General features: G+C 62.6%; 25 protein-coding genes and 1 tRNA gene. 15 read left to right on the top strand and 11 right to left on the bottom strand.

Features of this window, described 5'->3' with window-relative positions:
• The first annotated feature begins 68 nt into the window (after positions 1–68).
• The 5 genes from GH663_RS01160 (at position 69) to GH663_RS01140 (ending at position 5,684) form a co-directional block, all read left to right on the top strand.
• Positions 69–470 carry a DUF350 domain-containing protein gene (locus tag GH663_RS01160; protein WP_153129913.1) on the top strand — a complete coding sequence of 134 codons (402 nt, stop codon included), beginning with the start codon at positions 69–71 and terminating at the stop codon, positions 468–470.
• A gap of 16 nt (positions 471–486) precedes the next feature.
• A complete protein-coding gene (locus GH663_RS01155; protein ID WP_153129912.1) occupies positions 487–1,503 on the top strand; it encodes an SPFH domain-containing protein in 1,017 nt (338 codons plus the stop codon).
• Positions 1,504–1,513: 10 nt separating this feature from the next.
• The gene (locus tag GH663_RS01150) at positions 1,514–3,445 is read left to right on the top strand and encodes a DUF4178 domain-containing protein (RefSeq protein ID WP_153129911.1); all 1,932 of its coding nucleotides are present in this window, start codon (positions 1,514–1,516) and stop codon (positions 3,443–3,445) included.
• The gene (locus tag GH663_RS01145) at positions 3,445–3,591 is read left to right on the top strand and encodes a hypothetical protein (protein ID WP_153129910.1); all 147 of its coding nucleotides are present in this window, start codon (positions 3,445–3,447) and stop codon (positions 3,589–3,591) included. Before GH663_RS01150 ends, GH663_RS01145 begins: the two co-directional genes overlap by 1 nt.
• A 71-nt stretch (positions 3,592–3,662) precedes the next feature.
• Positions 3,663–5,684 (top strand): diguanylate cyclase, encoded by a 2,022-nt coding sequence (locus GH663_RS01140; RefSeq protein WP_170291308.1) that lies wholly within the window; start codon positions 3,663–3,665, stop codon positions 5,682–5,684.
• On the opposite strand, the gene GH663_RS01135 is transcribed toward GH663_RS01140, so the two are convergent.
• Positions 5,681–6,346: a glycine-rich domain-containing protein gene (locus GH663_RS01135; RefSeq protein ID WP_153129908.1), complete on the bottom strand. Its 666-nt coding sequence runs from the start codon at positions 6,344–6,346 to the stop codon at positions 5,681–5,683. The two genes, GH663_RS01140 and GH663_RS01135, sit on opposite strands and share 4 nt — an antisense overlap.
• A gap of 13 nt (positions 6,347–6,359) precedes the next feature.
• Positions 6,360–7,814 carry an NAD-dependent succinate-semialdehyde dehydrogenase gene (locus GH663_RS01130; RefSeq protein ID WP_153129907.1) on the bottom strand — a complete coding sequence of 485 codons (1,455 nt, stop codon included), beginning with the start codon at positions 7,812–7,814 and terminating at the stop codon, positions 6,360–6,362.
• A gap of 63 nt (positions 7,815–7,877) precedes the next feature.
• On the opposite strand from GH663_RS01130, the gene GH663_RS01125 reads away from it, so the two are divergent.
• Both GH663_RS01125 and GH663_RS01120 read left to right on the top strand, forming a co-directional pair.
• The gene (locus tag GH663_RS01125) at positions 7,878–8,378 is read left to right on the top strand and encodes a C40 family peptidase (RefSeq protein ID WP_153129906.1); all 501 of its coding nucleotides are present in this window, start codon (positions 7,878–7,880) and stop codon (positions 8,376–8,378) included.
• Between the two features lie 89 nt (positions 8,379–8,467).
• Positions 8,468–8,544, top strand: a tRNA-Arg gene (locus tag GH663_RS01120).
• A gap of 72 nt (positions 8,545–8,616) precedes the next feature.
• Here the strand turns inward: GH663_RS01120 and GH663_RS01115 are convergent.
• A complete protein-coding gene (locus GH663_RS01115) occupies positions 8,617–8,904 on the bottom strand; it encodes a hypothetical protein (RefSeq protein ID WP_153129905.1) in 288 nt (95 codons plus the stop codon).
• 476 nt (positions 8,905–9,380) lie between these two features.
• Here GH663_RS01115 and GH663_RS01110 point away from each other — a divergent pair, with 476 nt between their 5' ends.
• The 7 genes from GH663_RS01110 (at position 9,381) to GH663_RS01080 (ending at position 15,644) form a co-directional block, all read left to right on the top strand.
• Positions 9,381–9,950 carry a lipid-binding SYLF domain-containing protein gene (locus tag GH663_RS01110; protein WP_153129904.1) on the top strand — a complete coding sequence of 190 codons (570 nt, stop codon included), beginning with the start codon at positions 9,381–9,383 and terminating at the stop codon, positions 9,948–9,950.
• A 106-nt stretch (positions 9,951–10,056) separates the two neighbouring features.
• Positions 10,057–10,653 carry a hypothetical protein gene (locus tag GH663_RS01105; RefSeq protein ID WP_153129903.1) on the top strand — a complete coding sequence of 199 codons (597 nt, stop codon included), beginning with the start codon at positions 10,057–10,059 and terminating at the stop codon, positions 10,651–10,653.
• A 64-nt stretch (positions 10,654–10,717) separates the two neighbouring features.
• Positions 10,718–12,103 (top strand): efflux transporter outer membrane subunit, encoded by a 1,386-nt coding sequence (locus GH663_RS01100; RefSeq protein WP_153129902.1) that lies wholly within the window; start codon positions 10,718–10,720, stop codon positions 12,101–12,103.
• The gene (locus GH663_RS01095; protein WP_153129901.1) at positions 12,103–12,552 is read left to right on the top strand and encodes a hypothetical protein; all 450 of its coding nucleotides are present in this window, start codon (positions 12,103–12,105) and stop codon (positions 12,550–12,552) included. The genes GH663_RS01100 and GH663_RS01095 overlap by 1 nt, the downstream gene beginning before the upstream one ends.
• Positions 12,549–13,553 (top strand): HlyD family secretion protein, encoded by a 1,005-nt coding sequence (locus tag GH663_RS01090; protein WP_153129900.1) that lies wholly within the window; start codon positions 12,549–12,551, stop codon positions 13,551–13,553. The genes GH663_RS01095 and GH663_RS01090 overlap by 4 nt, the downstream gene beginning before the upstream one ends.
• 76 nt (positions 13,554–13,629) lie before the next feature.
• On the top strand, positions 13,630–13,962 hold the full coding sequence (locus GH663_RS01085; RefSeq protein WP_153129899.1) for a potassium channel family protein: 333 nt from the start codon (positions 13,630–13,632) through the stop codon (positions 13,960–13,962).
• Positions 13,963–13,988: 26 nt separating this feature from the next.
• On the top strand, positions 13,989–15,644 hold the full coding sequence (locus tag GH663_RS01080; protein ID WP_211371035.1) for a SulP family inorganic anion transporter: 1,656 nt from the start codon (positions 13,989–13,991) through the stop codon (positions 15,642–15,644).
• 19 nt (positions 15,645–15,663) lie between these two features.
• Here the strand turns inward: GH663_RS01080 and GH663_RS01075 are convergent, their stop codons facing one another.
• The 7 genes from GH663_RS01075 to GH663_RS01045 form a co-directional block, all read right to left on the bottom strand.
• Entirely contained in the window at positions 15,664–15,942 is a 279-nt protein-coding gene (locus GH663_RS01075) for a type II toxin-antitoxin system HicA family toxin (RefSeq protein WP_153129898.1), read from the bottom strand.
• 55 nt (positions 15,943–15,997) lie between these two features.
• The gene (locus GH663_RS01070; RefSeq protein ID WP_246181470.1) at positions 15,998–16,495 is read right to left on the bottom strand and encodes a phosphatidylglycerophosphatase A family protein; all 498 of its coding nucleotides are present in this window, start codon (positions 16,493–16,495) and stop codon (positions 15,998–16,000) included.
• Positions 16,488–17,456: a thiamine-phosphate kinase gene (thiL, locus tag GH663_RS01065; protein ID WP_153129896.1), complete on the bottom strand. Its 969-nt coding sequence runs from the start codon at positions 17,454–17,456 to the stop codon at positions 16,488–16,490. The genes GH663_RS01070 and thiL overlap by 8 nt, the downstream gene beginning before the upstream one ends.
• Before the next feature lie 4 nt (positions 17,457–17,460).
• Entirely contained in the window at positions 17,461–17,949 is a 489-nt protein-coding gene (nusB, locus tag GH663_RS01060; RefSeq protein WP_153129895.1) for a transcription antitermination factor NusB, read from the bottom strand.
• Positions 17,946–18,419 carry a 6,7-dimethyl-8-ribityllumazine synthase gene (gene ribH / locus GH663_RS01055; protein ID WP_066887382.1) on the bottom strand — a complete coding sequence of 158 codons (474 nt, stop codon included), beginning with the start codon at positions 18,417–18,419 and terminating at the stop codon, positions 17,946–17,948. Before ribH ends, nusB begins: the two co-directional genes overlap by 4 nt.
• Before the next feature lie 3 nt (positions 18,420–18,422).
• Positions 18,423–19,532 carry a bifunctional 3,4-dihydroxy-2-butanone-4-phosphate synthase/GTP cyclohydrolase II gene (gene ribBA, locus GH663_RS01050; protein WP_153129894.1) on the bottom strand — a complete coding sequence of 370 codons (1,110 nt, stop codon included), beginning with the start codon at positions 19,530–19,532 and terminating at the stop codon, positions 18,423–18,425.
• Between the two features lie 103 nt (positions 19,533–19,635).
• Positions 19,636–20,229, bottom strand: a complete 594-nt coding sequence (locus GH663_RS01045; RefSeq protein WP_170291307.1) for a YceI family protein — start codon at positions 20,227–20,229, stop codon at positions 19,636–19,638.
• Between the two features lie 61 nt (positions 20,230–20,290).
• Here GH663_RS01045 and GH663_RS01040 point away from each other — a divergent pair, with 61 nt between their 5' ends.
• Positions 20,291–21,790, top strand: coding sequence for a polyamine aminopropyltransferase (locus GH663_RS01040; RefSeq protein WP_153129892.1), 1,500 nt, complete (start codon positions 20,291–20,293; stop codon positions 21,788–21,790).
• On the opposite strand, the gene GH663_RS01035 is transcribed toward GH663_RS01040, so the two are convergent.
• On the bottom strand, positions 21,780–23,534 hold the full coding sequence (locus tag GH663_RS01035; protein ID WP_246181469.1) for a putative bifunctional diguanylate cyclase/phosphodiesterase: 1,755 nt from the start codon (positions 23,532–23,534) through the stop codon (positions 21,780–21,782). The genes GH663_RS01040 and GH663_RS01035 overlap by 11 nt on opposite strands.
• Between the last annotated feature and the right edge of the window lie 10 nt (positions 23,535–23,544).

Here is a 23,544-nt window from a genome sequence, read left to right as displayed (position 1 = left end):
GCCGTACTTGAGTTAACCGCAGCCAGCGGGGACAATCCCCCGCTGTCGTTTCATGCCCGGGGGGTTCCATGTTCGATCCGGTAATCAGCAATCTGCTGGCCTTTGCCAGCTTCTTCGCGACCGCCGTGCTGATGCTCGCGGTTTTCTTCGTGCTTTACATATTCATCACCCCGTACAGCGAAGTCGCCCTGATCCGGGCCGGCAACGAGGCGGCGGCGGTCAGCCTGGGCGGTGCGGTGATCGGCTTTGCGCTGCCGATCGCGGTTGCGGTCGCGGTTACCCATAACCTCTATGCCATGATCGGCTGGGGCGTCGTCGCCGGCATGGTGCAATTGCTGACCTTCAGCGCAGTTCGCTTGATGATGCCTGTCATCAATCACAGCATTCCGCAGGGGCGGCTCGCCTCCGGCATTTTCCTCGCAGCGCTAGCGATCGGCGTCGGCATCCTGAACGCCGGTTGCATCGTTTGATTCCAAGGAGCAATTTATGGCACTGATGGACTTCATCAAGAAACAATTCATCGACATCCTGCAATGGACCGAGGATGCCGACGGCACGCTGGCCTGGCGTTTTCCGATGGCCGAAATGGAAATCCAGAACGGCGCCAGCCTGACCGTGCGCGATTCGCAGCTCGCCCTCTTCGTCAACGAAGGCACGGTGGCCGATGTCTTCGGCCCCGGCATGTACAAGCTGACGACGCAGACGCTGCCGGTGCTGACCTACCTGAAGAACTGGGACAAGCTGTTCGAATCCCCGTTCAAGTCCGACCTCTACTTCTTCTCGACCCGCCTGCAACTCGACCAGAAGTGGGGCACGCCGAACCCGATCACCATCCGCGACAAGGAATTCGGTATCGTCCGGATGCGTGCCTTCGGCATCTACAGCTACCACCTGAGCGACGCCAAGACCTTCTACCAGAAGATTTCCGGTACCCGCGACAGCTACTCCCGCGACGAACTCGAAGGCCAGTTGCGCAACACCATGGTTGCCGGCCTGACCGACCTGTTTGGCGAATCCGGCGTCGCCTTCATCGACATGGCGGCCAGCCAGGACGAGTTCGGCAAGGCGATGTTCGCCAAGGCGCAGCCGATGTTCGCCGAATACGGCCTGACCCTCGATTCGCTGGTCGTTCAGAACGTCTCGCTGCCGGAAGAGTTGCAGAAGATCCTCGACCAGAAGATCGGCATGAACATGATCGGCGACATGCAGCGCTACACGCAGTACCAGGTCGCCAATGCCATCCCGGAAGCGGCGAAGAACGAAGGCGGCATGGCCGGCATGGGCGTCGGCCTCGGCGCCGGGGTCGGCTTCGGGCAGGTCATGGGGCAGGCGATGGCCTCGGCGGTGCAGCCGGCCGGCCAGGCCGCCCCTGCGGCCGTTACGGTGTCGGCCGACGAGGTGGTGGCGACGTTGGAAAAACTGCATGGACTGGTCGAAAAAGGCATCCTCAGCCAGGCCGAGTTCGACGCCAAGAAAGCGGAATTGCTCAAAAAACTGAGTTGACCGCAGCCCTGTGGCCGTAACTGCTTCCTGTCCCTCCTGCGGCGCGCCGGTTGTCTTCAAATCGGCGGCGTCGATCTTTGCCGTCTGTGAATACTGCCAGAGCACGCTGGTTCGCCACGACCAGGCGCTGGAAGATATCGGCAAGATGGCGGCGCTGGTCGAGGATCGTTCGCCGCTGCAGTTGGGGGCGGAAGGCAGCTACAAGGGTGTCCATTTCGCGTTGATTGGGCGCATCCAGATCAAGTACAGCCAGGGCTTGTGGAACGAGTGGCATCTGCTGTTCGATGATATGCGGACCGGTTGGTTGTCGGAGGCTGGTGGTGAGTATGTGCTCACTTTTGCGCAGTTCGTGCCGGACGCGCTGCCGCAATTCGACGATCTGAAGATCGGCCAGCGCTTCGTGCTGGCCAGCCAGACGTGGACGGTCAGCAATATCGAAAATGCCGAGTGCGTCGCCGGCCAGGGCGAGCTGCCGTTCAAGGTCGGGGCCGGTTACCCGGTGCCTGCGGTCGACCTGCGCAATGGGGCAAATTTCGCCACTCTCGACTATTCGGAAACGCCGCCGCTGCTGTTCATCGGCGAGGCAGTCGATTTCAAGTCGCTGAAAATGGCCAACCTGCGCGATGGCATGGCCTTGCCGGACAAGGCGGTCGAGGCCAGGGTTTTCCGTTGCCCGAGTTGCGGTTCGCCGATGGCAGCGCGCTCGAAGGATATTCTGGCGGTGGGCTGCGCTTCCTGCGGGGCGGTGGTCGATACGGCCGACCAGAATTACAAGATCCTGTCGAAGGCACTGGGCAGCCGCGACGAAAAGTACGTGCCGCGTCTGCCGCTGGGCAGCAAGGGGCAGCTGGAGGACAAGCCGGTCGAGGTCATCGGCTTCCTGGTCAAGCAGTGCAGGATCGAAGGCATCGAGTACGACTGGCGTGAATACCTGCTGGCGGCTGAAAACGGCACTTACCGCTGGCTGACCGAATACAACGGCCACTGGAACATCGCCGACGTGCTGTCCAAGCCTCCGGCGCAAAGTGGTTCGATGGAACTGGCCGATGTTCGCTGGGGCGGCGAGACGTTCAAGCATTTCTCGACGGCGCCGACGGCGCAGGTGATCCAGGTCGCCGGCGAATTCACCTGGCGGGTCCGGCGGGGCGAGAGCAACCGGGTGGTCGACTACGTGGCGCCTCCGCTGATGCTGTCGCGCGAATCGAGCAACAAGGAACTGAGTTGGTCGCAAGGGCGCTATGTCGCACCGGCCGTCATCGAAGCGGCTTTCCAGTTGCCCGGCAAGTTGCCCGAACCGATCGGCGTGTTTGCCAACCAGCCCAACCCGTGGGGCGACACCCATCAACGCATTTGCCGCCTGTTCTGGAAGCTGGCGCTGCTCGCTGTCGTGCTGCAGGCCTTCTTCGCCTTCATTTCCGGCGGCAAGCTGTTGCTCCGTCAGGAACTGAATTTTGCGCCGCAGATGCTGGAGGAAAGCGTCAACACCCGCGATTTCGAGGTCCGCGACAAACCGCGCAAGATCACCGTCCGTAATATCGCCGGGCTCGACAACAACTGGATCGGTCTCGACCTGACCCTGGTCAACAAGGTGACCGGTGAGGCCTGGCCGGCCAGTCGCGAACTGTCTTACTACTACGGCAACGACGGTGGCGAAAGCTGGTCCGAGGGCAGCCGCGACGACGAAGTCGTCTTCCTCGCCATTCCGCCCGGCACCTACTATCTGGCGGTCGACCCCGAACTGGCGCCGGAAAAGCCGGTGGTGGTGCGCGACACCATCGAGGTGTTCACCGGCGGCGCCGGCTGGTCCAATTTCGTGATGGTGATGATCTTCCTGGTCGCCTTCCCGATCTTTACCCGGCTCCGCCATGCCGCCTTCGAAGCCCGGCGCTGGGCCGAGAGCGACCATGCGCCGGCGAGCAGCGACGATTCGGACGACGACTGATGTTCAAACATTTCAACTTCGCCGCCGGCCTGCTCGCCCTTGCCTTGTTCAGCTATGCCCAGCACCAGGGCTGGAACATGTTCGACAACGTGGCCAATAGCGGCCATGGCGGTTCGAGCGGCAGCAGTCGCACCTATCACAAGTAAATCCGCACGGGATGGGACGGTGTTGAGATAATACGCTCATGCGGTTTTTGATCTGTTTTCTGCTTCTTTTGGTGCTTTCGCCAGCGTACGCGCTGGAAAAAGTCGTCCTGCAACTCAACTGGAAACACCAGTTTCAATTTGCCGGCTATTACGCGGCCATTGAGAAGGGCTATTTCCGTGAGGCGGGTTTCGACGTCAGTCTGCGCGAACTGGCCGAAGGAATCGATCCGGTCGACATGGTACTCAAGGGCGAGGCCGATTACGGCATTGCCGCCTCCGAACTGGCGTTGCGCCGTGGCCGCGGTCAGCCGGTGGTTGCCCTGGCCGCCATCATTCAGCATTCGCCGCTCGTGCTGCTGGTCAATCGCCGGCATGTGCCCAATGTCGATGCGCTGAACGATAAGCGCATCATGCTGGCGCCGCACGAGAGCGAGTTGTACGCCTACCTGAAGCGGGAAGGCGTTGAAAAATTCGAGGCGCAGCCCCACTCCTTCGATCCGGCCGACCTGATTGCCGGCAAGGTCGATGCGATTTCCGGCTACTCGACCGACGAGCCTTTCCTGCTGCGGGAAGCCCACTTTCCCTATCGGCAGTTCAGCCCCGACTCGGTCGGCATCGATTTTTACGGTGACGTCCTGTTCACCACCGAAAAGAAAATCAAACAGTCGCCCGCTGCCGTGCGCGCCTTCCGCGAAGCGGTATTGCGCGGCTGGCGCTATGCGATGGCCAACCCGGAAGAGATTGTCGCTCTGATCGGCGAGCGTTATTCACCGCGCCATAGTCGCGCCCATCTGCTCTTCGAGGCCAGCGAGATGACGCGACTGATGCAGCCGGAATTGGTCGAAATCGGCCATATGTCGGCAACGCGCTGGCAGCATATCGCCCAGACTTACACCGAGCTCGGCATGTTGCCGGCCAATGCCTCGCTCAATGGCCTGCTCTATCACGCCGAACCCGATGTACTGCCGCCCTGGGTCTGGCCGGCTTTTCTGGCCGGGGCCAGCATCATTCTGCTGGCAGCCTTGATGGCCGCCTACTTTGCCCGTTTGAACCAGCGCTTGCGGCGCGAAATCGCCACCCGGCTCAGCACCGAGGCCGCCCTGCGCAATAGCGAGGAGCGTTACCGGACGCTGGCCGAGCACAGCAAGGACGTCATCTGGACGCTCGATCTGGCAAGCATGCGCTTTACCTATGTCAGCCCGGCGATTCAGCGGGTGCGCGGCTTTACGGCCGAGGAGGTGATGGCGGAGCCGCTGGCCGAGGCGATGACGCCCGATTCGTACGCCCATGTCAGCCAGTTGCTGCAGGAGCATCTGGCCCGGCTGGCTCGCGGTGATCGGAGCGCGCTGTCGGCGACGGTCGAGATCGATCAGCCGCACAAGAACGGCGGCACCATCTCCTCGGAGGTGGTCGCCAGTTTCCTGCTCAACGAAGCGGGACAACCGTTTTCCATCCTTGGTATCGCCCGCGATATTTCCGAACGTCGCACCGCCGAGCAGCAGTTGCGCTCGGTCAACGACACCCTGCGCCAGCAACTCGACGAGATCCAGCGCCTGCAGGCCGCCTTGCAGGAGCAGGCGATCCGCGACAGTCTGACCGGCTGCTTCAACCGCCGCTATCTCGACGAAACGCTGGAACGCGAATTGTCGCGGGCGCAGCGTGAGGGCTACCCGCTGTCGCTGCTGATCCTCGATCTCGACCACTTCAAGCAGATCAACGACAGCTACGGCCACCAGGCCGGTGATGAAGCCCTGAAGGAACTGGCCAGCATGTTGACGGCCGACATCCGGCACGAAGATGTGCTGTGCCGCTACGGTGGCGAGGAGTTCGTCATCCTGCTGCCGCGCATGCCGCTCAAGGTTGCCGAGAAACGGGCCGAACGCTGGCGCCTGATGATCAGCCAGCTTCGCCTCCCGATTGGTGACATCGAACTGGGCTTTACTGCCTCGGTCGGCCTGGCCTGCTACCCCGACCATGGCAAGACGGCGGATGAGCTGACCCAGTTGGCTGATCTGGCGCTCTATATCGCCAAGCACGAAGGCCGCAACCGGGTGGTCGTCTATTCTCCGCCGGAGCCGGCCGTCCGGAGCTAGTCGCCGCCACAGCCTCCGCCGCAACCGCTGCTGCCATCGCTGCCGCTATTGCTGTCCGAAGCGCTGCCGGTATCGCCTGAGCAGCCGCTGCTGCAGCCGATATGGCTGGCGCAGAAACCGCTGCCGGTCGCCCCTTGGGCTTGGGCCAGACAGTCCAGCTGGTAAATGAAACCGCCGCTGATCGCCAGCGCCGCATCCAGTGCAAAGAGCCGGGGCAGGCGCGCCGGATTTTTCGGGTCGATCTTTTCCCGGGCACAGGCCAGTCGCCAGGCACGCCGGATGCCATCACTGGCCTGGGTCGGCGAGTTCATCGCCGCGGCCGGCGTATGGTGCAGAAAGCGGCCAAAGGCGCGGCGGCAGAATTTGTCGTAGTGCCGGGTAAACAGGATGAATTCATGCCAGGCGTCGTCCACTGCCTGTGAAGGCATCGCCACCATCCGGCGGCCGGCTGTTCGGCAAAGCTGGAAATAGTCCTGCAACCCGGCGAAAACTTCACGGCGCTGCGCCTCGCTCAGTTCAGGGCGGCGGGCCGCCAGTCGCTGGTCGAGAAAACGCTGGTAGGGAAAGCTGTCGATGTAGGCGGCTTGCCGCCGCTTGCCCCAGTTGCGCCAGAGCAGGACGGCGAGCAGCGCGAGCAGGCCGACGATGATCAGTTTCGCCATGCCGCAGCCCTAGCTAGCCGTTGATATCGAAGCACATGTATTTCACTTCGAGATAATCCTCGATCCCGTACTTCGAGCCTTCGCGGCCGATGCCGGACTGCTTGATGCCGCCAAACGGCGCCACTTCATTCGAGATCAGGCCGGTATTGATGCCGACCATGCCGTACTCCAGGGCTTCGCCGACCCGCCAGCAGCGGCTGACGCTCGCCGTGAAAAAGTAGGCGGCCAGGCCGAATTCGGTATCGTTGGCCAGCGCGATGGCTTCGGCTTCCGTTTCGAAACGGAACAGCGGGGCGACCGGGCCGAAGGTTTCCTCGCGTGCCACCTGCATCGCCGTCGTCACATCGGCCAGCACCGTCGGCTGGTAGAAGTTGCCGCCGCGTTCATGGCGGGCACCGCCGCACAGCACGCGCGCTCCCTTGCCGAGCGCGTCGGCGACGTGGCTTTCGACCTTGGCCAGCGCCGCGGCATTGATCAGCGGCCCCTGGACGACCCCTTCTTCAATGCCGGCGCCAACCTTCATGGCACTCGCCTTGGCGGCAAACTTACGGGCGAATTCCTCGTAAACGCCGGATTGCACCAGAAAGCGGTTGGCGCAGACGCAGGTCTGGCCGGTGTTGCGGTATTTTGCCGTGATGGCGTTGTCGACCGCAGCATCGATGTCGGCATCGTCGAAAACGATGAAGGGGGCGTTGCCGCCCAGTTCGAGCGACACCTTCTTGACGGTTGGCGCGCATTGCGCCATCAGCAGCCGGCCGACGCCGGTCGAGCCGGTAAATGACAGTTTGCGGACGCTGGGATTGGCGGTCAGCTCGCCGCCGATTTCCGCCGGCAGGCCGGTGACGACGTTGAAGACGCCAGCCGGGAAGCCGGCCTGCTCGGCCAGCACGGCCAGCGCCAATGCGGTGAGCGGCGTCTGTTCGGCTGGTTTGACGACGACCGGGCAACCGGCGGCCAGTGCCGGTGCAACCTTGCGGGTGATCATGGCGAGCGGGAAATTCCAGGGCGTGATGGCCGCACAAACGCCAATCGGCTGCTTGATCACCACCAGTCGCTTGTCGGCAGCCGGGCTGGGAATCGTTTCGCCGTAGGCGCGCTTGCCTTCTTCGGCAAACCATTCGACGAACGAGGCACCGTAAATCACTTCACCCCTGGCTTCGCTGAGCGGCTTGCCGCACTCGGCGGTCACCAGTTGCGCTAGGTCGTCAGCGTTTTCAATGATCAGCTTGAACCAGACCTGCATCAGTTGGGCGCGCCGCTTGGCGGTCAGGGCGCGCCAGGCCGGCCAGGCCGCTTCGGCTGCCGCGATGGCGCGGCGGGTTTCTGCACTGCCGCAGCGGGGCACCTCGGTCAGCAATTCGCCATTGGCCGGGTTCAAGACGGCAAAGCTGACGCCGCTGTCGGCCGCAGTCCATTTTCCGTCAATAAAGTTGGTCGACCGCAGCAATGCCCTGTTTTGTAGATTCATGGTCTTGAAAAATCCTGTAAAAACGGTAAGTTATGCACTGTTCCCGGAAAGAGCTTTAACTCGATGCGCGTTCCCGCCCTGATTTTCGTCTCGCTCGCCTGCCTGCTGCTGGCTGCCTGTAGTGGCCCGGCGCCGCGCCCAGTCGCTGCGACGGGAACTATAGCGCAACCGTCTTTACCGGTCAGCGAGCTGGGCAACGAGGTCGCCTTGTATGCGCTGGGGCTGATCGATACCGGTTATCGCTTTGGCGGCAAGAACCCCGAGGCAGGTCTCGATTGCAGCGGCATGGTCAGTTACATCTACGGTCAGGCGACCAATCTGAAAGTCCGCGGCAGTGCCTTTGAGATTGCCCGCAATGCCAAGCCGATCGAGCGCGGCGCCTTGCGCCCCGGTGACCTCGTCTTCTTCAATACCAGCAATCGGCCGTTTTCGCATGTCGGCATTTATATCGGTGATGCCCGTTTCGTCCATGCGCCGTCTACCAACGGCAAGGTCAGGATCGACCGCCTCAGTGATCGCTACTACGCCCAGCGTTTCGAAGCTGCGCGGACCTTCTTCGACTGAACCGTCGTTTAAATAATGCAACTGGTACTCTTATTGGCCTCGATGGCATGGACGCCAGCGCCGGCTAAAGGTAGAATCCCTCCTCCCAAGCGCCCGTAGCTCAGCTGGATAGAGTATTGCCCTCCGAAGGCAGTGGTCGGACGTTCGAATCGTCTCGGGCGCGCCAGAATGCACAAAAAGCTGATTCCGCAAGGAATCAGCTTTTTTTGTTTGGTGCATCCTGTTGCTGATGGCGGTTTCAGGCCTGATCGCTCCGCTGCTGGTTGGCCAGGGCCTTTTCGGTTATTTCCCGGTAAAGCGAGGTGACCTTGCCGGCCAGTGCCTGATATTCGGGGTGACGCTCGATCAGTGGTTTGATGTTCGTCGAGTCGGTGAATACCTCTTCCAGGAAGGAAATGTCGTAATCGCTCAGAATTTCGCCCCGGTCGACCTTTTCCTTCAAGGCCAGGGCGCGGGGCAGGCGTTGCTTTTCCAGGCGTTCGACGAGGACGGTGAGCATTCCTTGGTCGGCGGAAGTTGAATCCATGGTGATCTCCTTCGGGTTGGTGGGGGCTATGTTCAGGTATAGCCGAGAAATTTCCAGCAGGTAAGGACAAAGACGCGCCAACCGACATCAGGGCTATGATCAGCAATGCAATCGCCAAGGCCGCCATCGGCGCGAAGACGATAGCGACAGGAAAGGCTTCGCCAGGTACAGCGGAACAGCAGATGAAGTAGCGCTCATCAGTGACCTCCGTTTGTCTATGTGACCGAAGGCTTCGCTGGGCAGCTGTTTTTCTGGCTGTCTTGCCAAGACGCCCAGACAGTTTATGCTCAAACAAGATGCTGATGTTGTACGCTGCAATTGTTTACAAACTTGTTCTATGCGCAGTGTTAATGTCGGTAGTCGTTGGCGCACCGACTTTCTCCGGTGGTGGCCGGTAGGCATTTTTCCGACTGGTTTGGTATCCGGGAAGGCTGGTGAAGTTCGTTTTTGCGTAGGCAGATGAGCGGAGGTCAGTGATGCAGATCAATCAATTTTTCCGTGTGCTGGGTGTGGCGTTCCTTTTGCTGGCGACTCCGCCACTTCAGGCCGCGCCCGACAAGGAGGCCCAGCGGGCCGAAGTCAGGAAGTCCACCAAAGCCGTTTTGAAGCACCTGTATCAGGCTCAGCCAGCGGCCAGAAAAGCCGTTGAATCGGCGGCCGGTTATGCCGTTTTCAGCAATTTCGGCATGAAGATATTTTTCGCTGGCGGCGGGAGCGGCAAAGGCATTGCCTTCGACCGGGCAAACAATAAGGAAATCTTCATGGACATGCTGGAGGTCCAGGCCGGATTGGGGATAGGCGTTAAAAAGTTCGGCCTAGTCTTTGTCTTCGAGAATCCCAGGGCCTTGCGCTCCTTCATCGATTCCGGCTGGGAGGCCGGTGCGCAGACCAGCGTTGCCGCCACTGATGGCAAGCAGGGCATGGCCTTGCAGGGCGCACTTTCGGTCAGCCCCGGTGTCTGGCTTTATCAGGTAACCGACAAGGGCCTGGCGGTGGAGGCGACGATCAAAGGCACCAAGTATTACAAAAATGACGATTTGAATTGACGGGAATGCTGGTTGGCTAAGTGCTGAGTGATATATATTTCATTCTGCATATGCGTCTTTTGTTGCTTCGATCAAATAATGTTTTTTCTCTTACAGAAAGATGATCATGAACAAAATTTCCACGTTGTTGGCTGCGGCCATGCTCTCGATGCCCCTGCTGGCCGCTGCCCAAAATACTCCGCAAGCAGCGGTCATCGCCGCCACGGCACCCGGCCAGGCTTCAGTTGGCGAGGCTGTGCAATTACAAGGCAAGATCAAGTCGATCGACAAGAAGAGCCGTAGCGTCGTTGTGGTTGGCGCCCAGGGGAATGAAATTTTCATGGCACTGGGTGAGGGCGCACGTAATTTCGATCAGATTCGCGTCGGCGACCTGGTTACCCTGACCTACGTCCAGGCACTGGCCCTCAAGCTACGTAAGGTCGAGAACAGCGGCATCCGCGAGCGCTCCGAGTCTACTCAGGCCGTCCGGGCCAAAGAGGGTGATAAGCCGGCTGGCGCTGTCGAGCATACTGTTCGCGTCGTCGCCAATGTGGTGGCGGTCAATCCGAAGGCTGGTACCGTGACCCTGCGTGGTCCGAAGCGTACCGTCGAACTGGCGGTCAATGATCCGGCCCAGTTCAAGGAAATCAAGGTTGGTAACCAGGTCGAGGCAGAGTTCGTCGAGGCCGTTGCGCTTGAAGTGACTGCCGCACCGCGCAAGTAAGCCTGATCGAAACAGGGGGGATGCCCGGCATCCCCCTCGCCCCGCCGAGGATTTGGGTTTGTCTATGTCGTCAGTCTTTCGTCCCCTGATCAAGCCACTGGCCCTCAGTGCCGTTCTCGGCTTGGCTGGCTGCTCCGTTATCTGGCCGGTCTACGAGCCACCCAGCCTCGATCTGCCGGCGGCGGCCCTAAAGCCGCTGAGTGTTGACCGCCAATGGTGGAAAGCCTTTGCCGATCCGGTTCTTGACCAACTGGTCGAGCAGGCGCTGGCCAACAACCTTGACCTCGCCAAGGCTGCGGCCAATATAGAAGAAGCGCGAGCCAATGCCGGAGCTGCTCGCGCTCTGCTTTCGCCGCGCGTAGACGGCGTCGTCAAGGCCGGCCTCAGCCAGCGTCAGCTCAATCTGACGATGACCGAAGACGAGTTGAACAAGACCAATGCGATGGGCGCGGTCGGTGCCGCCGTCAATTGGGAAATCGATCTCTGGGGCCGTATTCGCCAGACCAACGACGCCGCCCTGGCCCGGTTGGCTGCCTCCGAGCACACCCGCAACGCCACTGTCCTGTCGGTCTCCTCGGCCGTTGTCGACACCTACCTGCAGTTGCGTACCCTCGATGCCAAGCTGGTCATGACCCGCGACGCAGCCAAAGATCTCAAATACGCATCTAACCTTGAATATCGCCGCTGGAAGGCCGAAGCGGGGACTGAACTCGCCTATCGACAAAGCCTGGCCGAATTGTCGGCCACCGAAGCCCGCATTCCGAACATCGAAGCCGCCATCGCCAAGACCGAACTCGCCCTGCAACTGCTGGTCGGGAGCAGCCCACGGCAGATGGCAGGCCATCTGCCGCGCGGCGCTCAGCCTCGCGTGCCCGATACGCCGCGCGAATTCGATTCCGCCCTGCTGCTGCGTCGGCCCGACGTTGCCTCTGCCGAACAGATGCTGGTCGCTGCCCATGCCGACCTGAACGCGACCCGGGCCGAACGTTACCCGCGCCTCAATCTGGCCTTGCTGGCCGGCCTGATCGCCAGTACCACCGGCGCTATAACCGGTTTCCCCTTCTTCTGGGATGCCAGTGCCACCCTGAGCGGCCCGATCTACGATGCCGGCCTCGTCCAGTCGAAGAGCGAAGGGGCCGAAGCTCGCCGCGAGAAGGCCGTCGCCCACTATCGCTACACCGTTTCGGTTGCCTTTCGCGACACCTACGAGGCGATGCTGCTGCGCGACACCAGCGACAGTCAGGTGGCCTCCTCGGAAGCCGAAGTGGCGACCCGCAGGAAATCGCTGGCCCTGACCCAGAAGAGCTACGACGCCGGGCGTTCCAGCAAGTTCGAAGTCCTCGCCGAATCGATCAAGGTGCTCAATGCCGAACTATCGCTAGCCGATGCACGACAAAATCAACTGTTGGCCCGCAGCCAATACTACAAGGCGCTGGGAGGAGGTTTCTGATGATTTTCCATGTCTATAGCGAGCCGAAGCCCGAGGGCTATTACGTCAATGAACCCTTCGGTATCTATCGCACGATTCTTGATGCCGACTGGCTGCTTTACCTGCTGTTGCCGTTGTTGCTGCTCATCGTCGTCGGCGTACTGATGCTGGCCTGGCGGGTGCACGAAATCCCGGCCCACAAGGCCGATCACAAGAAAATGCGCCAGGCCGAGCTGGTCAGTGCCCTGACCCTGCTTGGCTTGCTCGAGCACTGGGTATGGGCGGTGGCCCTCTTCCTCGCTTATGTGGACTGGCAGGCTTTCGAGGACTTCATGGTCAATATCCTGCGTCGTTCCCGTACGCCGGCTGAAACCGATGGTAAATCGATCCAGGCGGCGCCGGCCGAGACGGCTTCGGCGGAGGCCGTCTCGGCTCCGGCCATCCAGAGCGTCGAGGAGCGCCAAGCATGAAACTCACTCTCGTTCCTTACCTGCTGATCTGCTGGCTGCTCGTCAAGTTCGGCATCGTCAAGAAGACGCCCGGCAATTTCGTCGCCATGGGCTTGGGCGCGGTCTTCGTGCTCTTCGTGCTGCTCACTTTTACCCGCTTCTACGCCTTCATCGACCTGACCGCAACGACCACGGTCAAGGCGCCGCACATCGTGCTCAACAGCCCGGCTGGCGGCGAGATCGACCATCTCTACGTGACCCACAACCAGAAGCTCAAGGCCGGCGATCCGATATACAGCTACAAAACCGACCGCTACGAAATCCAGATGGCGGCCAAGCGGGCCGAGAAGGCCAGACTGCAGACGCAACTAGGGAAACTGGAGAACGACCTCAAGCGCCTCGGAAAACTGCGTGGTGAAATCGTGCCGCAAGCCGAGTACGACGCCAAGGTGGCTGAAGTCGAAGCGCAGCGCGATCTGGTGACCAAGGCCGAGCAGGATATGGCCGATCTGCAGTGGAAGATCGACAAGGCCCTGGTCGTCGCCCCGGTCGACGGCCAGGTGGCAGTGCAGTTCTCGTCGGAGGGACAGTATTTCGACGAATTTCGGCCGGCGTTCATCCACATGTTCACGACCAAGAAATTCATCGAACTGCGCATTCCGGATCAGGTATATGAGTACATCAAGCCGCGTGCCTTCGCGGAATTCTATGTCGATGCCTACCCGGGCAAGATCTTCCGGGCCCGGGTGCATAGCATTACCGAATCGACCGGCGAGGCGCAGGGCTCGCTGTTTGGCACACCGCAAAGCGTCACCCAGCATGTGCTGAAGAATCAAAACGAGATCGGGCGGACGCTGATTCTCGAATTCGAGGAGCCGGAGGGAGTGCATATCCCGGTCGGCGCTACCGGCAAGGCCTGGGTCGCTGCCGAGAAACCGATTCATCTGCTCGGCTTCCTCGATCTGGTGATCGGCTCGTTGCTTCGTTTTGCTGCGGCCGAGGCCTATTTGAAGGCCATGTAGGCGGCAGTCGGTGTGATAGGGATTCGACGCATGCCTGGCCGTCAGTTTCTAATCTTTTGCCAATGACAGGACTATCTTGAAACAGGCAACCCGAGTTCGCCGTCGGTTTTATTGCGCGTTGCTGGCCGCCTTGCGCGTCGTCTGGCCGGTCTTTTCCATTCTGCTCGGCGCGATGCTTGGCCTTGGCCTGGGCGTGGCCTATCTGGAGGATTGGAGTCTGGGCGACGGGATCTATTTTGCCTTTGTCACCGGGTTGACCGTCGGCTATGGCGATCTGGTGCCCCGCCAGTCGCTGGCGCGCCTCATGGCAATTGGTATTGGTTTTACCGGTGTCTTGCTTACCGCGCTGTTTGCAGCCGTCAGCGTTCGCGCCCTGCAAGAGGCGGTGCAGGAAACGCCGCAGCCGTAGGGTCAAATTTAACCGGAGCAAGCGCCGTGATACCCGAATCCGATTCTGCCAAAACGCCTGCTCACGGAATTCGCCTCGATCTGGTCGCCGGCTTGACGGCGGCCGCCGTGGTGCTGCCCAAGGCGATGGCCTATGCGACGGTCGCCGGGCTGCCGGTTGCCGTCGGTCTTTATACGGCCTTCCTGCCGATGCTGATTTACGCCTTGCTCGGCACCTCGCGCGTTCTCAGTTTCAGTTCGACGACTACGCTGGCCATCCTGGCCGGGACGCAACTCGGCCTGGTCGTGCCGGACGGCGATCCAGCCAAGTTGATCGTCGCAGTCGCCACCCTGAGTGCGCTGACCGGGGCGATCCTGGTTCTCGCTGCACTGCTTCGTCTCGGCTTTGTCGCCAGCTTCATTTCCAGTCCGGTGTTGACCGGCTTCAAGGCCGGGATCGGCCTGGTTATCGTGCTCGATCAAGTGCCCAAGCTGCTCGGTGTGCACTTCACCAAACAGGGCTTCTTCCGCGACTTGCTCAGCCTGATCGACCAACTCCCGGAAACCTCGCTGCTGACGCTGGCCGTTGCCGCGGGAACCCTACTCGTGCTGCTCGGCATGGAGCGCTTGTGGCCGCATTCGCCGGCACCGCTGGTCGCCGTTGGCGGTGGCATTGCCGCCTCCTGGTTCTTTGGTCTGGACGGACAGGGCGTTGCCATCGTCGGCCTGATTCCGCAAGGTCTGCCCTCGCTGACGCTACCCGATCTGGACCTCGTCGAGCAACTGCTGCCGGGGGCGATCGGTATCGCCCTGATGAGCTTTACCGAATCGATCGCCGCCGGGCGGGCCTTTGCCGACAGTTCCGAACCGCCGATCAAGGCCAATCGGGAACTGCTGGCCAGCGGGGCTGCCAACCTGGGTGGCGCGCTGTTCGGCGCCATGCCGTCCGGGGGCGGCACCTCGCAGACGGCGGTGGTGCGGGCGGCAGGCGGTCGGTCGCAAAAAGCAGGCCTGGTCACCGCCGGCGCCGCCGCCGCCACCATGCTCTTCCTGGCGCCGCTGCTCGGCCTGCTGCCTTATGCAACGCTGGCTGCCGTGGTCATCGTCTATTCGGTCGGGCTGATCCAGCCGGGTGAATTCCGCGCCATCCGCCGGGTGCGCACGATGGAGTTTCGCTGGGCGGTCGCCGCCTTTTTCGGTGTCCTGATCTTCGGCACGCTGCAGGGCATTGTCGTCGCCATCATCATTTCGCTGATCGCGTTGGCCAGCCAGTCGGCCAATCCCAGGGTCTATGTCATCGGGCGCAAGCGCGGCGCCGATGTGCTGCGCCCGTTGTCGCCGGAGCATCCCGATGACGAGACTTTTCCCGGCTTATTGATCCTGCGTCCGGAAGGGCGCTTGTTCTTTGTCAATGCGCCTTTGGTCGCCGAGCAGATAAGAGCGCTGCTCGACCGGTACCAGCCGCGGGTTGTCGTGCTCGATCTGAGCCGGGTGCCGGATATCGAATATTCGGCGCTGCAGATGCTGATCGAAGGCGAGCGGCTGATCGCCGAGCGCAACATTACGCTGTGGCTGGCCGGTCTGAATCCGCGGGTACTCGAGGTGGTTCGTCATGCCGGTCTGGCCGAACGCCTCGGGCGCGAGCGCATGCTGTTCAATGTCCGTGCCGCCATCGAGCGCTACCAGAATCTGCCGGCCGCCTGAGAGCGGCGGCCCGGGCGTTTCAGTTTTCGCCGGCCTCGTAGGAGGACAGTGTCACCCCGGCGTGGGCCAGCACTTCGCGCAAGGCCTTGATGTCGTTCCTGCTGCAGGTGCTGCTGTTGTGCGGGTGGTGCAGGAAGGCTTCGACCTTGTTCAGCGTGATCTTGAAGCGGGCGCCGTGCGAGGGCTCGATTTCGGCACCGAGATGGTTGAGCAGCGATTCGACTTCGCGCCAGTGGATGTTGGCCGAGGGCGGGTCCTGGAAGATGCTGCGCATCAGGTGGGCGTGCTTGTGACTCATGATGAATCTCCGGACGGTTTGCGCCCGTTCATTCTATGCCTCTGGCACGCCGCCGTCAGGCGAAAACGATCTTCAGCAGGGCCAGCAAGAGCAACGTGTAGCCGGCCGCCACCAGGTCGTCGGCCATCACGCCAAAGCCGTTCTTGACGTGCTGGTCGAAATAGCGGGCCGGTTGCGGCTTGGTGATGTCGAAGTAGCGGAAGAGGACGAAGGCGGAGAGCTGCCAGAGGAAAGTGGCCGGGGTCAGCAGCAGGACCAGCCAGAAGGGCACGATTTCATCCCAGACGATGCTGCCGTGGTCCGGGTCGCCGATGGCGCGGCCGGTGACGTCGATGACCCAGATGCCGAGCAGGTAGGCGGCGGTGAACGCCGCCAGCAGGGCAAAATCCGAAAAATACGGGCGAAAGAGCAGGAAACTGCCCCACGCGAATAGTGTGCCGAAGGTGCCGGGCGCTTTCGGGGCGAGGCCGCTGCCGCAGCCGAGCGCCAGGAAATGGGCCGGGCTGGCAAGCAGGAATTTCAGGCTCGGCGTGCCGCGCGCTTGTTCAGCCAAAGTGGTCGAAGCCCTTCTGTTCGAATTCGACCGGCTTGCCATCCGGGTCGAAGACGGTGACCTCGCCGGCCGGGCCGGCGGTCATTTCGCCGATGCACCACAGCGGCAGTTCCAGTTCGGCGGCGATGCGGCCGATGGCGAGGCTTTGCGGGCCGGGCGCGGTGAAGCAGAGTTCGTAGTCGTCGCCGCCGGCGAGCTGGCATTCGAGCGCCAGCTTGCGCAGCACGGCATCGTAGCTGTCGCCCTTCGGCAGGTGCGGCAACTGGACGAGCTTGACGGCCGCGGCACAGCCCGAGCGTTCGGCAATGTGGCCGAGATCGGCGAGCAGGCCGTCGGAAACGTCAATCGCCGCACTGGCGATGCCGTTCAGCGCCAGACCGAGGGCGATGCGCGGCCGTGGTTTTTCGAGGGCGCCGACGCACAGCCGCGGCCATGGCTCGGGCAGCTTGATCTTGCCCTGCAGATGGGCGAGGCCGAGGCTGGCCAGGCCGGGGCGGCCGGAGACCCAGATCTGGTCGCCCGGCTTGGCGCCATCGCGACGCAGCGCCTGGCCGGGCTCGACTTCACCGAGGGCGGTGATGCATAGGTTGAGCGGGCCGCGCGTCGTGTCGCCGCCGACGACATCGACGCCGTATTCGGCGGCACAGGCGAAGAAGCCTTCGGCGAATTTGGCGATCCACGCCTCGTCGACCGCCGGCATGGCGCCGGCCAGCGTTACCCAGCGTGGCTGGGCGCCCATCGCGGCGAGGTCGGACAGATTGACGGCGAGGGCCTTCCAGCCGAGGTTCCTGGGATCGGTGTCGGGCAGGAAATGGGTGCCGGCGACCAGCATGTCGGTGGTGACGGCAAGTTGCTTGCCGGGCGACGGTTGGAGCAGGGCGCAGTCGTCGCCGGGGCCGAGCACGGCCGATGGGGTGGGCCGGGCGAAATACTTGTCGATCAGCGCAAACTCACCGGCCATCGTTTCAGCGGGCCTTCTTCTTGGCGGCGACTTCGTCGGGGCGAACGCTGGCGGCGACCTTGTCGAGCACGCCATTGACGTACTTGTGGCCGTCGGTGCCACCGAAGGCCTTGGCCAGTTCGATCGCCTCGTTGATGATGACACGGTACGGCGTTTCGGGATGATGGTTCATCTCGAAGCAGCCCATCATCAGCACGCAGGCTTCGATCGGCGAAAGTTCGCTGAACGGCCGGTCGAGGTGGGCGGTGATTTGCGAAACCAGCGCTTCGCGCTGGGCGATGACGCCGCGCAGCGTGCCGACGAAGAATTCGCGGTCGGCCTTGGCGAAACCTTCCATTTCCGGGGCATAGGCTTCGATGGCGGCTTCATCGGCACCGCCGACGCGCCACTGGTAGAGGCCCTGCAGGATGAATTCGCGCGAGCGGCGGCGGGCCGACTTGGGCGGCGCCTTCGGTTCTTCCGGATGTTCGGTGTCGCTGAGGAAAGTGGTCATTGGAGCAGGGCTTTCTGAAGATTGGCCATCTCGACGGCGGCCTGGGCGCAGTCGGCGCCCTTGGGTTGCATGCGGACTTCGGCCTGCTCGTCGGTGTCGCAGGTCAGGATGCCGTTGGCGATCGGCACGCCGGTATCGAGCTGGACTTCCATGATGGCGCGGCAGGCGTCGTTGGAGACGACCTCGAAGTGGTAGGTGTCGCCGCGGATGACGGCGCCGAGGGCGACCAGCGCATCGAAGCTGCCGCTCTGCGCCATCGTTTGCAGCACCAGCGGCACTTCCAGTGCGCCGGGCACATTGGCGATGGTCATGTCGGCATCGGCGACGCCGAGGCGCTTCAGTTCGGCGACGCACGACGAGAGCAGGCCTTCGCAGACCGGCAGGTTGAAGCGGGCCATCACGATGCCGACTTTGAGGCCGGCGCCGTTCAGGTTGTTGTCGTATTCAAAGATATTGTCGAAACGGGCCATGGATTAGAGCTCGGAAGGTGAGGTGACGAAACCGGTGACTTCGAGTTCGAAGCCGGTCATGGAAGGCATCTTGCGCGGGCTGGAGAGCAGGCGCATCTTGGTAACACCGAGGTCGCGCAGGATCTGGGCGCCGATGCCGTAGGTGCGCGGATCCCACTTGACCGGGGCGCTCGGCGCCGTGCCGGTCAGGCGGGAGAGCAGGGCTTCGCCGTCTTCCGGGCGATGCATCAGGACAATGACGCCGTGGCCGTGCTTGGCCAGCGCGGCCTGGGCCTGGTCGATCGAAAAGGCCTGGCGCTTGCTGGCCGGGTCGAGGAAATCGAGCACCGAGAGCGGCTCATGGACGCGGACCAGGGTTTCGCCGCCGGCCGGAATCGTGCCCTTGACCAGGGCGAGGTGGGTGGCGCCACTGGCGCGGTCAACATAGGCGTGCAGCGTGAATTCGCCGTGGGCGGTCTGCACCGGCTTGCTGGTGACGCGCTCGACCAGGGTTTCGGAGGCAGCACGGTAGTGGATGAGGTCGGCGATGGTGCCGATCTTCAGGCCATGTTCCTTGGCGAACTCGATCAGTTCCGGCAGGCGGGCCATCGTGCCGTCGTCGTTCATGATTTCGCAGATTACCGAGGACGGTTCGAGGCCGGCCATGCCGGCCAGGTCGCAACCGGCTTCGGTGTGGCCAGCGCGGACCAGGACGCCACCTTCGCGGGCGGTGATCGGGAAGACGTGGCCGGGCTGCACGATGTCGTCGATGGTCGTGTTCTTGGCGACGGCGACCTGGATGGTGCGGGCGCGGTCGGCGGCCGAGATGCCGGTGGTGACGCCTTCGGCGGCCTCGATCGAGACGGTGAAGGCGGTGCCGTACTGGGTCTTGTTGTTGCGTGCCATCTGGGTCAGGCCGAGCTTCTTGCAGCGCGCTTCGGTCAGCGTCAGGCAGATCAGGCCACGGCCGTGCTTGGCCATGAAATTGATCGCTTCCGGCGTGATGTGCTCGGCGGCCATGACGAGGTCGCCCTCGTTTTCGCGGTCTTCTTCATCGACCAGGATGACCATGCGGCCGGCCTTCAGTTCGGTGACGATTTCGGCAGTGCAGGCAATGGCGGGATGGGGGGGCATGAGGTTCATGGAAGAGCAAAAAGGGGGCTGCTATTTTCGCAGAAACAGCCAGGTAGCACATGACTTTAACGAGGTGCCGGGCCGCTGCCGGCCGGGCGGCGGATCAGGGTTGGTAGGCCTCGACCTGGATGCGCAGGCGGACTTCGTCGCCGATGAAGGGCAGGCCATTGTTCAGTCCGAATTCGGAACGGCGCAATACGCCGCTGGCGTCGGCGCCGCAGCCATACTTGCGGTTGGCGAGATTGAGGCCGCATTTGAAGCGGCTGATGTCGAGGCGCATCGGCCGAATCTGGCCGAGCATGGCGAGCGTGCCTTCGACGGCGACCGGGCGCTCCTGTTCGAAGATGAAGCGCTGGCTGCGGAAGAGCAGGTTGGGGAAGGCCTGCGTGTTGAACCAGTCTTCACCGCGCAGCACTTCGTCGCGCATGGCGAAGCCGGTATCGAGCGAACTGGCGTCGATGGTGATATCGATGCTGCCGCTGCGGCTTTCCGGGTCGAAGCGGATGCTGCCCGAACTGCGGTTGAACTGGCCGCGCTGGGTCGAAAAGCCGAGGTGGTCGATTTCGAAGCCGGCATAGGTATGGGCCGGGTCGATCGCGTAGTCGGCGGCCAGCGCCGGCCAACTCAGGCCGAGCAGCAACGCGGCGCAGGGCAGTCCGGCGGTCGACGGGCGAAAAAGGCCAAAAAGGGCGGGCATGCTGCTCTGACCTGCGAGCGGGGCGCGCCGTTCCCGATGTTTTTCGGTAGCATGCCTGCCCATGCGGCATGCCCTCCTCTTTTCCGTCTTCGTCATTGCCTCCTGCGGCCTGGCCTACGAGCTGATCGCCGGAGCGCTGTCGTCCTACCTGCTCGGCGACTCGGTGACGCAGTTCTCGACGGTGATCGGCACCTATCTGTTCGCGATGGGGGCCGGCTCCTGGCTGTCGAAATACGTGACGCGCGACCTGATCGGCCGCTTCATCCAGATCGAGCTGATGGTCGGCTTGCTCGGCGGCTTTTCGGCGGCGGGGCTGTTCCTCGTCTTCACCTGGCTGGCTGGACCGTTCAAGCTGGTCCTCTATCTCGCGGTATTCGGGGTCGGCGTCCTGGTCGGCCTGGAAATCCCGCTGGTCATGCGTATTCTGAAGCGCGATCTCGATTTCAAGGACCTGGTGTCGCAGGTGCTGACCTTCGACTACCTCGGCGCGCTGGTCGTCTCCATCCTCTTTCCGCTGATTCTGGCACCGCATCTCGGCATGGTGCGGACCGGCCTGTTGTTCGGCATCCTGAATGTGGCGGTCGCGCTGTGGGCGCTGCACCTGTTCCGCGACCAGTTGCCGGGCCGACGCTGGCTGGCGGTGCAAAGCTGGACGGTGTTCGGCCTGCTCGCCGCCGGTTTCGCCGGGGCTGGGCAACTGACGACACTGGCCGAAGCGCATCTCTACGCCGACGAGATCGTCTACGCCGAAACGACGCCTTACCAGCGTATCGTCGTCACCCGCTGGCGCGACGACCTGCGGCTGTTCCTGAACAACAACCTGCAGTTTTCGGCGCACGACGAGTACCGCTACCACGAAGCGCTGGTCCATCCCGGCCTGGCCAGCCTGCCGGGGGCGCGCAACGTGCTGGTGCTGGGCGGCGGCGACGGCCTGGCGGTGCGCGAAATCCTGAAATACCCGCAGGTCGAGACGGTGACGCTGGTCGATCTCGATCCGGCGATGACCGAGCTGTTCGCCACGGCGCCGCCGCTGGTCGCCCTGAATCAGGGCGCGTTGAAGTCGCCGAAGGTCAAGGTGGTCAATGCCGATGCCGTGCAATGGCTGGAGCAGAGTCGCGACTATTTCGACTTCGTCGTCATCGACTTTCCTGATCCGGCCAATTTCGCCCTCGGCAAGCTCTACACCTCGGCTTTCTACCGCCTGCTGGAAAAGCGCCTGTCGGCACACGGCCGGCTGGTCGTCCAGTCCACGTCGCCGCTCTACGCCCGGCAGTCTTTCTGGTGCGTCGTGACGACACTGGAGGATGTCGGTTTCAAGACGGCGCCCTATCATGCGCTGGTGCCGTCCTTCGGCGAGTGGGGCTTCATCATCGCCGGCCGGCAGGATTTCACGATGCCGGCGGTCGACCCGCAAAAAACCCGGTTTTTGACGCCGGAGACACTACCTGGCCTGTTCGCCTTCCCGGCCGATATGGCCCGCCTGCCGGCTGAGGTGAACCGGCTGAACAACCAGGTGCTGGTTCGCTACTTCGAGGCCGAGTGGCGCAAGGTTATTCGCTGACGCCCTGCTGCGCCTGCAGGTAGGCGATGATTTCGGCGAAGGGGAGCGGCTTGCTGTACAGGTAGCCCTGCAGGTAATCGCAGCCCAGACGCGACAGGAACTCGCTCTGCATCGCCGTCTCGACGCCTTCGGCGACCAGTTCCAGGCCGAGGTTGTGGCCGAGGGCGATGATCGCGGCGCAGATCGAGGCATCGTTGGCATCGGTCTCGATGTCGAGCACGAAGGAACGGTCGAGCTTCAGGCTCTTGATCGGCAGGTGCTTCAGGTAGGCGAGCGACGAGTGGCCGGTGCCGAAATCGTCGATCGCCAGCTTGATGCCCATGCTGGCGAGCTGATCGAGAATATCCAGCGTTACCTCCGGATTCTGCATCGCCGTGCTTTCGGTGATTTCCAGCTCGATGGCATCCGGCGTCAGCTCGTAGCAGGCCAGCGCGCCGCGGACCAGCAGCAACAGGTTTTCGTGGCGCAGTTGCTGGGCCGAGATGTTGATTGCGACGCGAACGCCGGTAATGCCGCGCTGCCGCATGTCGTGGATCAGGCGGCAGCTTTCCCAGATCACCCAGTCGCCGAGCGGCTGAATGAGGCCGGTTTCCTCGGCAATCGGGATGAAACGGAGTGGCGAGATCGCACCGAATACCGGTGAAGTCCAGCGCAACAGCGCCTCCAGTCCGACGACGCGGCCATTCTTGGTCGAAATTTGCGGCTGGAAATGCAGCGCGAATTGGCAGGTCTCGGGCAGGCCGATCGAGGCGATCGCCTGGCGCAGCGCGTTCTCCATCTGCAGTCGCTCGCCGGCCGACTCGTTCATCCGGCTGGCGTAGAACTGGTGGTTGTTACGGCCGGCATCCTTGGCGTGATACATCGCCGAGTCGGCATTGCGCAGCAGCATCCCGGCATCGACGCCGTCAGTCGGATAGAGGCTGATGCCGATACTCGGCGTCGTGTATAGCAGATGCTCGTTGACCCGGTAGTTCTCGCCCAGCGCGGTCTGGATCTTGCCGGCGACGCGGGCCGCGGTCAGCGACCCTTCGATTTCGGGCAGCACGACGACGAACTCGTCGCCGCCGAGACGGGCGACCAGGTCGCTCGAGCGCACCGATTCGCGCAGACGGCCGGCGACCTGCTGCAGCAGGGTGTCGCCGATATGGTGGCCGAGCGTGTCGTTGATGTTCTTGAAATTGTCGAGGTCGATCAGCATCAGCGCCAACTGCCGATTTTCCCGGGCGCAGATGCGCAGCGCGTGCGCCAGTTGCGACTCGAAGGCCAGCCGGTTGGGCAGATGGGTCAGTGCGTCGTGGTAGGCCAGTTGGGCGAGGCGGTCGGCGGCCTGCTTGCTGGCGCTGATGTCGGTAAAGTTGGCAACGTAATGGCGGACCTGGCCACTCTCGTCGCGCAGCACGGAAATGCACAGCCACTTCGGGTAGAGGCTGCCATCCTTGCGCTTGTCCCAGATTTCGCCTTCCCAGAAATCGTACTGGGAGAGGCCTTCCCACATCGCCGCATAAAACTCTGGCCCGGCATTGCCCGAAGACAGGATTTTCGGGTTCTGGCCCAGGACTTCGTCGGCACCATAGCCGGTCAGCCGGGTGAAGGCGGCATTGACGGCAATGATCCGGTTTTCGCCGTCCGAGACCAGCACCGCCTCGTGGCTCTGCTCGTAGGCACGCCACAGGATATCCATCGACAGCTTGATGCTGCCGATGGAAGATTCCGGCGGGTTGGCCGGGGTGCTGTCCTGTGTCATGCCCGGAAAG

The organism is Dechloromonas hortensis, from assembly GCF_009469765.1.
GTDB lineage: Bacteria > Pseudomonadota > Gammaproteobacteria > Burkholderiales > Rhodocyclaceae > Azonexus > Azonexus hortensis.
The sequence above is the reverse complement of the archived record's forward strand: the minus strand, read 5'-3'. Positions and strand labels throughout refer to the sequence as shown.

What these genes read in the sequence shown, in the direction of transcription:
- GH663_RS01040 (WP_153129892.1), top strand. Translation starts at nt 20,291, where the DNA reads ATGCGGCATGCCCTCCTCTTTTCCGTCTTCGTCATTGCCTCCTGCGGC.
- ribH (WP_066887382.1), bottom strand. Translation starts at nt 18,419, where the DNA reads ATGGCCCGTTTCGACAATATCTTTGAATACGACAACAACCTGAACGGC.
- GH663_RS01090 (WP_153129900.1), top strand. Translation starts at nt 12,549, where the DNA reads ATGAAACTCACTCTCGTTCCTTACCTGCTGATCTGCTGGCTGCTCGTC.
- ribBA (WP_153129894.1), bottom strand. Translation starts at nt 19,532, where the DNA reads ATGCCCCCCCATCCCGCCATTGCCTGCACTGCCGAAATCGTCACCGAA.
- GH663_RS01095 (WP_153129901.1), top strand. Translation starts at nt 12,103, where the DNA reads ATGATTTTCCATGTCTATAGCGAGCCGAAGCCCGAGGGCTATTACGTC.
- GH663_RS01130 (WP_153129907.1), bottom strand. Translation starts at nt 7,814, where the DNA reads ATGAATCTACAAAACAGGGCATTGCTGCGGTCGACCAACTTTATTGAC.
- GH663_RS01160 (WP_153129913.1), top strand. Translation starts at nt 69, where the DNA reads ATGTTCGATCCGGTAATCAGCAATCTGCTGGCCTTTGCCAGCTTCTTC.
- GH663_RS01125 (WP_153129906.1), top strand. Translation starts at nt 7,878, where the DNA reads ATGCGCGTTCCCGCCCTGATTTTCGTCTCGCTCGCCTGCCTGCTGCTG.
- GH663_RS01100 (WP_153129902.1), top strand. Translation starts at nt 10,718, where the DNA reads ATGTCGTCAGTCTTTCGTCCCCTGATCAAGCCACTGGCCCTCAGTGCC.
- GH663_RS01045 (WP_170291307.1), bottom strand. Translation starts at nt 20,229, where the DNA reads ATGCCCGCCCTTTTTGGCCTTTTTCGCCCGTCGACCGCCGGACTGCCC.
- nusB (WP_153129895.1), bottom strand. Translation starts at nt 17,949, where the DNA reads ATGACCACTTTCCTCAGCGACACCGAACATCCGGAAGAACCGAAGGCG.
- GH663_RS01145 (WP_153129910.1), top strand. Translation starts at nt 3,445, where the DNA reads ATGTTCAAACATTTCAACTTCGCCGCCGGCCTGCTCGCCCTTGCCTTG.
- thiL (WP_153129896.1), bottom strand. Translation starts at nt 17,456, where the DNA reads ATGGCCGGTGAGTTTGCGCTGATCGACAAGTATTTCGCCCGGCCCACC.
- GH663_RS01135 (WP_153129908.1), bottom strand. Translation starts at nt 6,346, where the DNA reads ATGGCGAAACTGATCATCGTCGGCCTGCTCGCGCTGCTCGCCGTCCTG.
- GH663_RS01035 (WP_246181469.1), bottom strand. Translation starts at nt 23,534, where the DNA reads ATGACACAGGACAGCACCCCGGCCAACCCGCCGGAATCTTCCATCGGC.
- GH663_RS01110 (WP_153129904.1), top strand. Translation starts at nt 9,381, where the DNA reads ATGCAGATCAATCAATTTTTCCGTGTGCTGGGTGTGGCGTTCCTTTTG.
- GH663_RS01075 (WP_153129898.1), bottom strand. Translation starts at nt 15,942, where the DNA reads ATGAGTCACAAGCACGCCCACCTGATGCGCAGCATCTTCCAGGACCCG.
- GH663_RS01115 (WP_153129905.1), bottom strand. Translation starts at nt 8,904, where the DNA reads ATGGATTCAACTTCCGCCGACCAAGGAATGCTCACCGTCCTCGTCGAA.
- GH663_RS01105 (WP_153129903.1), top strand. Translation starts at nt 10,057, where the DNA reads ATGAACAAAATTTCCACGTTGTTGGCTGCGGCCATGCTCTCGATGCCC.
- GH663_RS01155 (WP_153129912.1), top strand. Translation starts at nt 487, where the DNA reads ATGGCACTGATGGACTTCATCAAGAAACAATTCATCGACATCCTGCAA.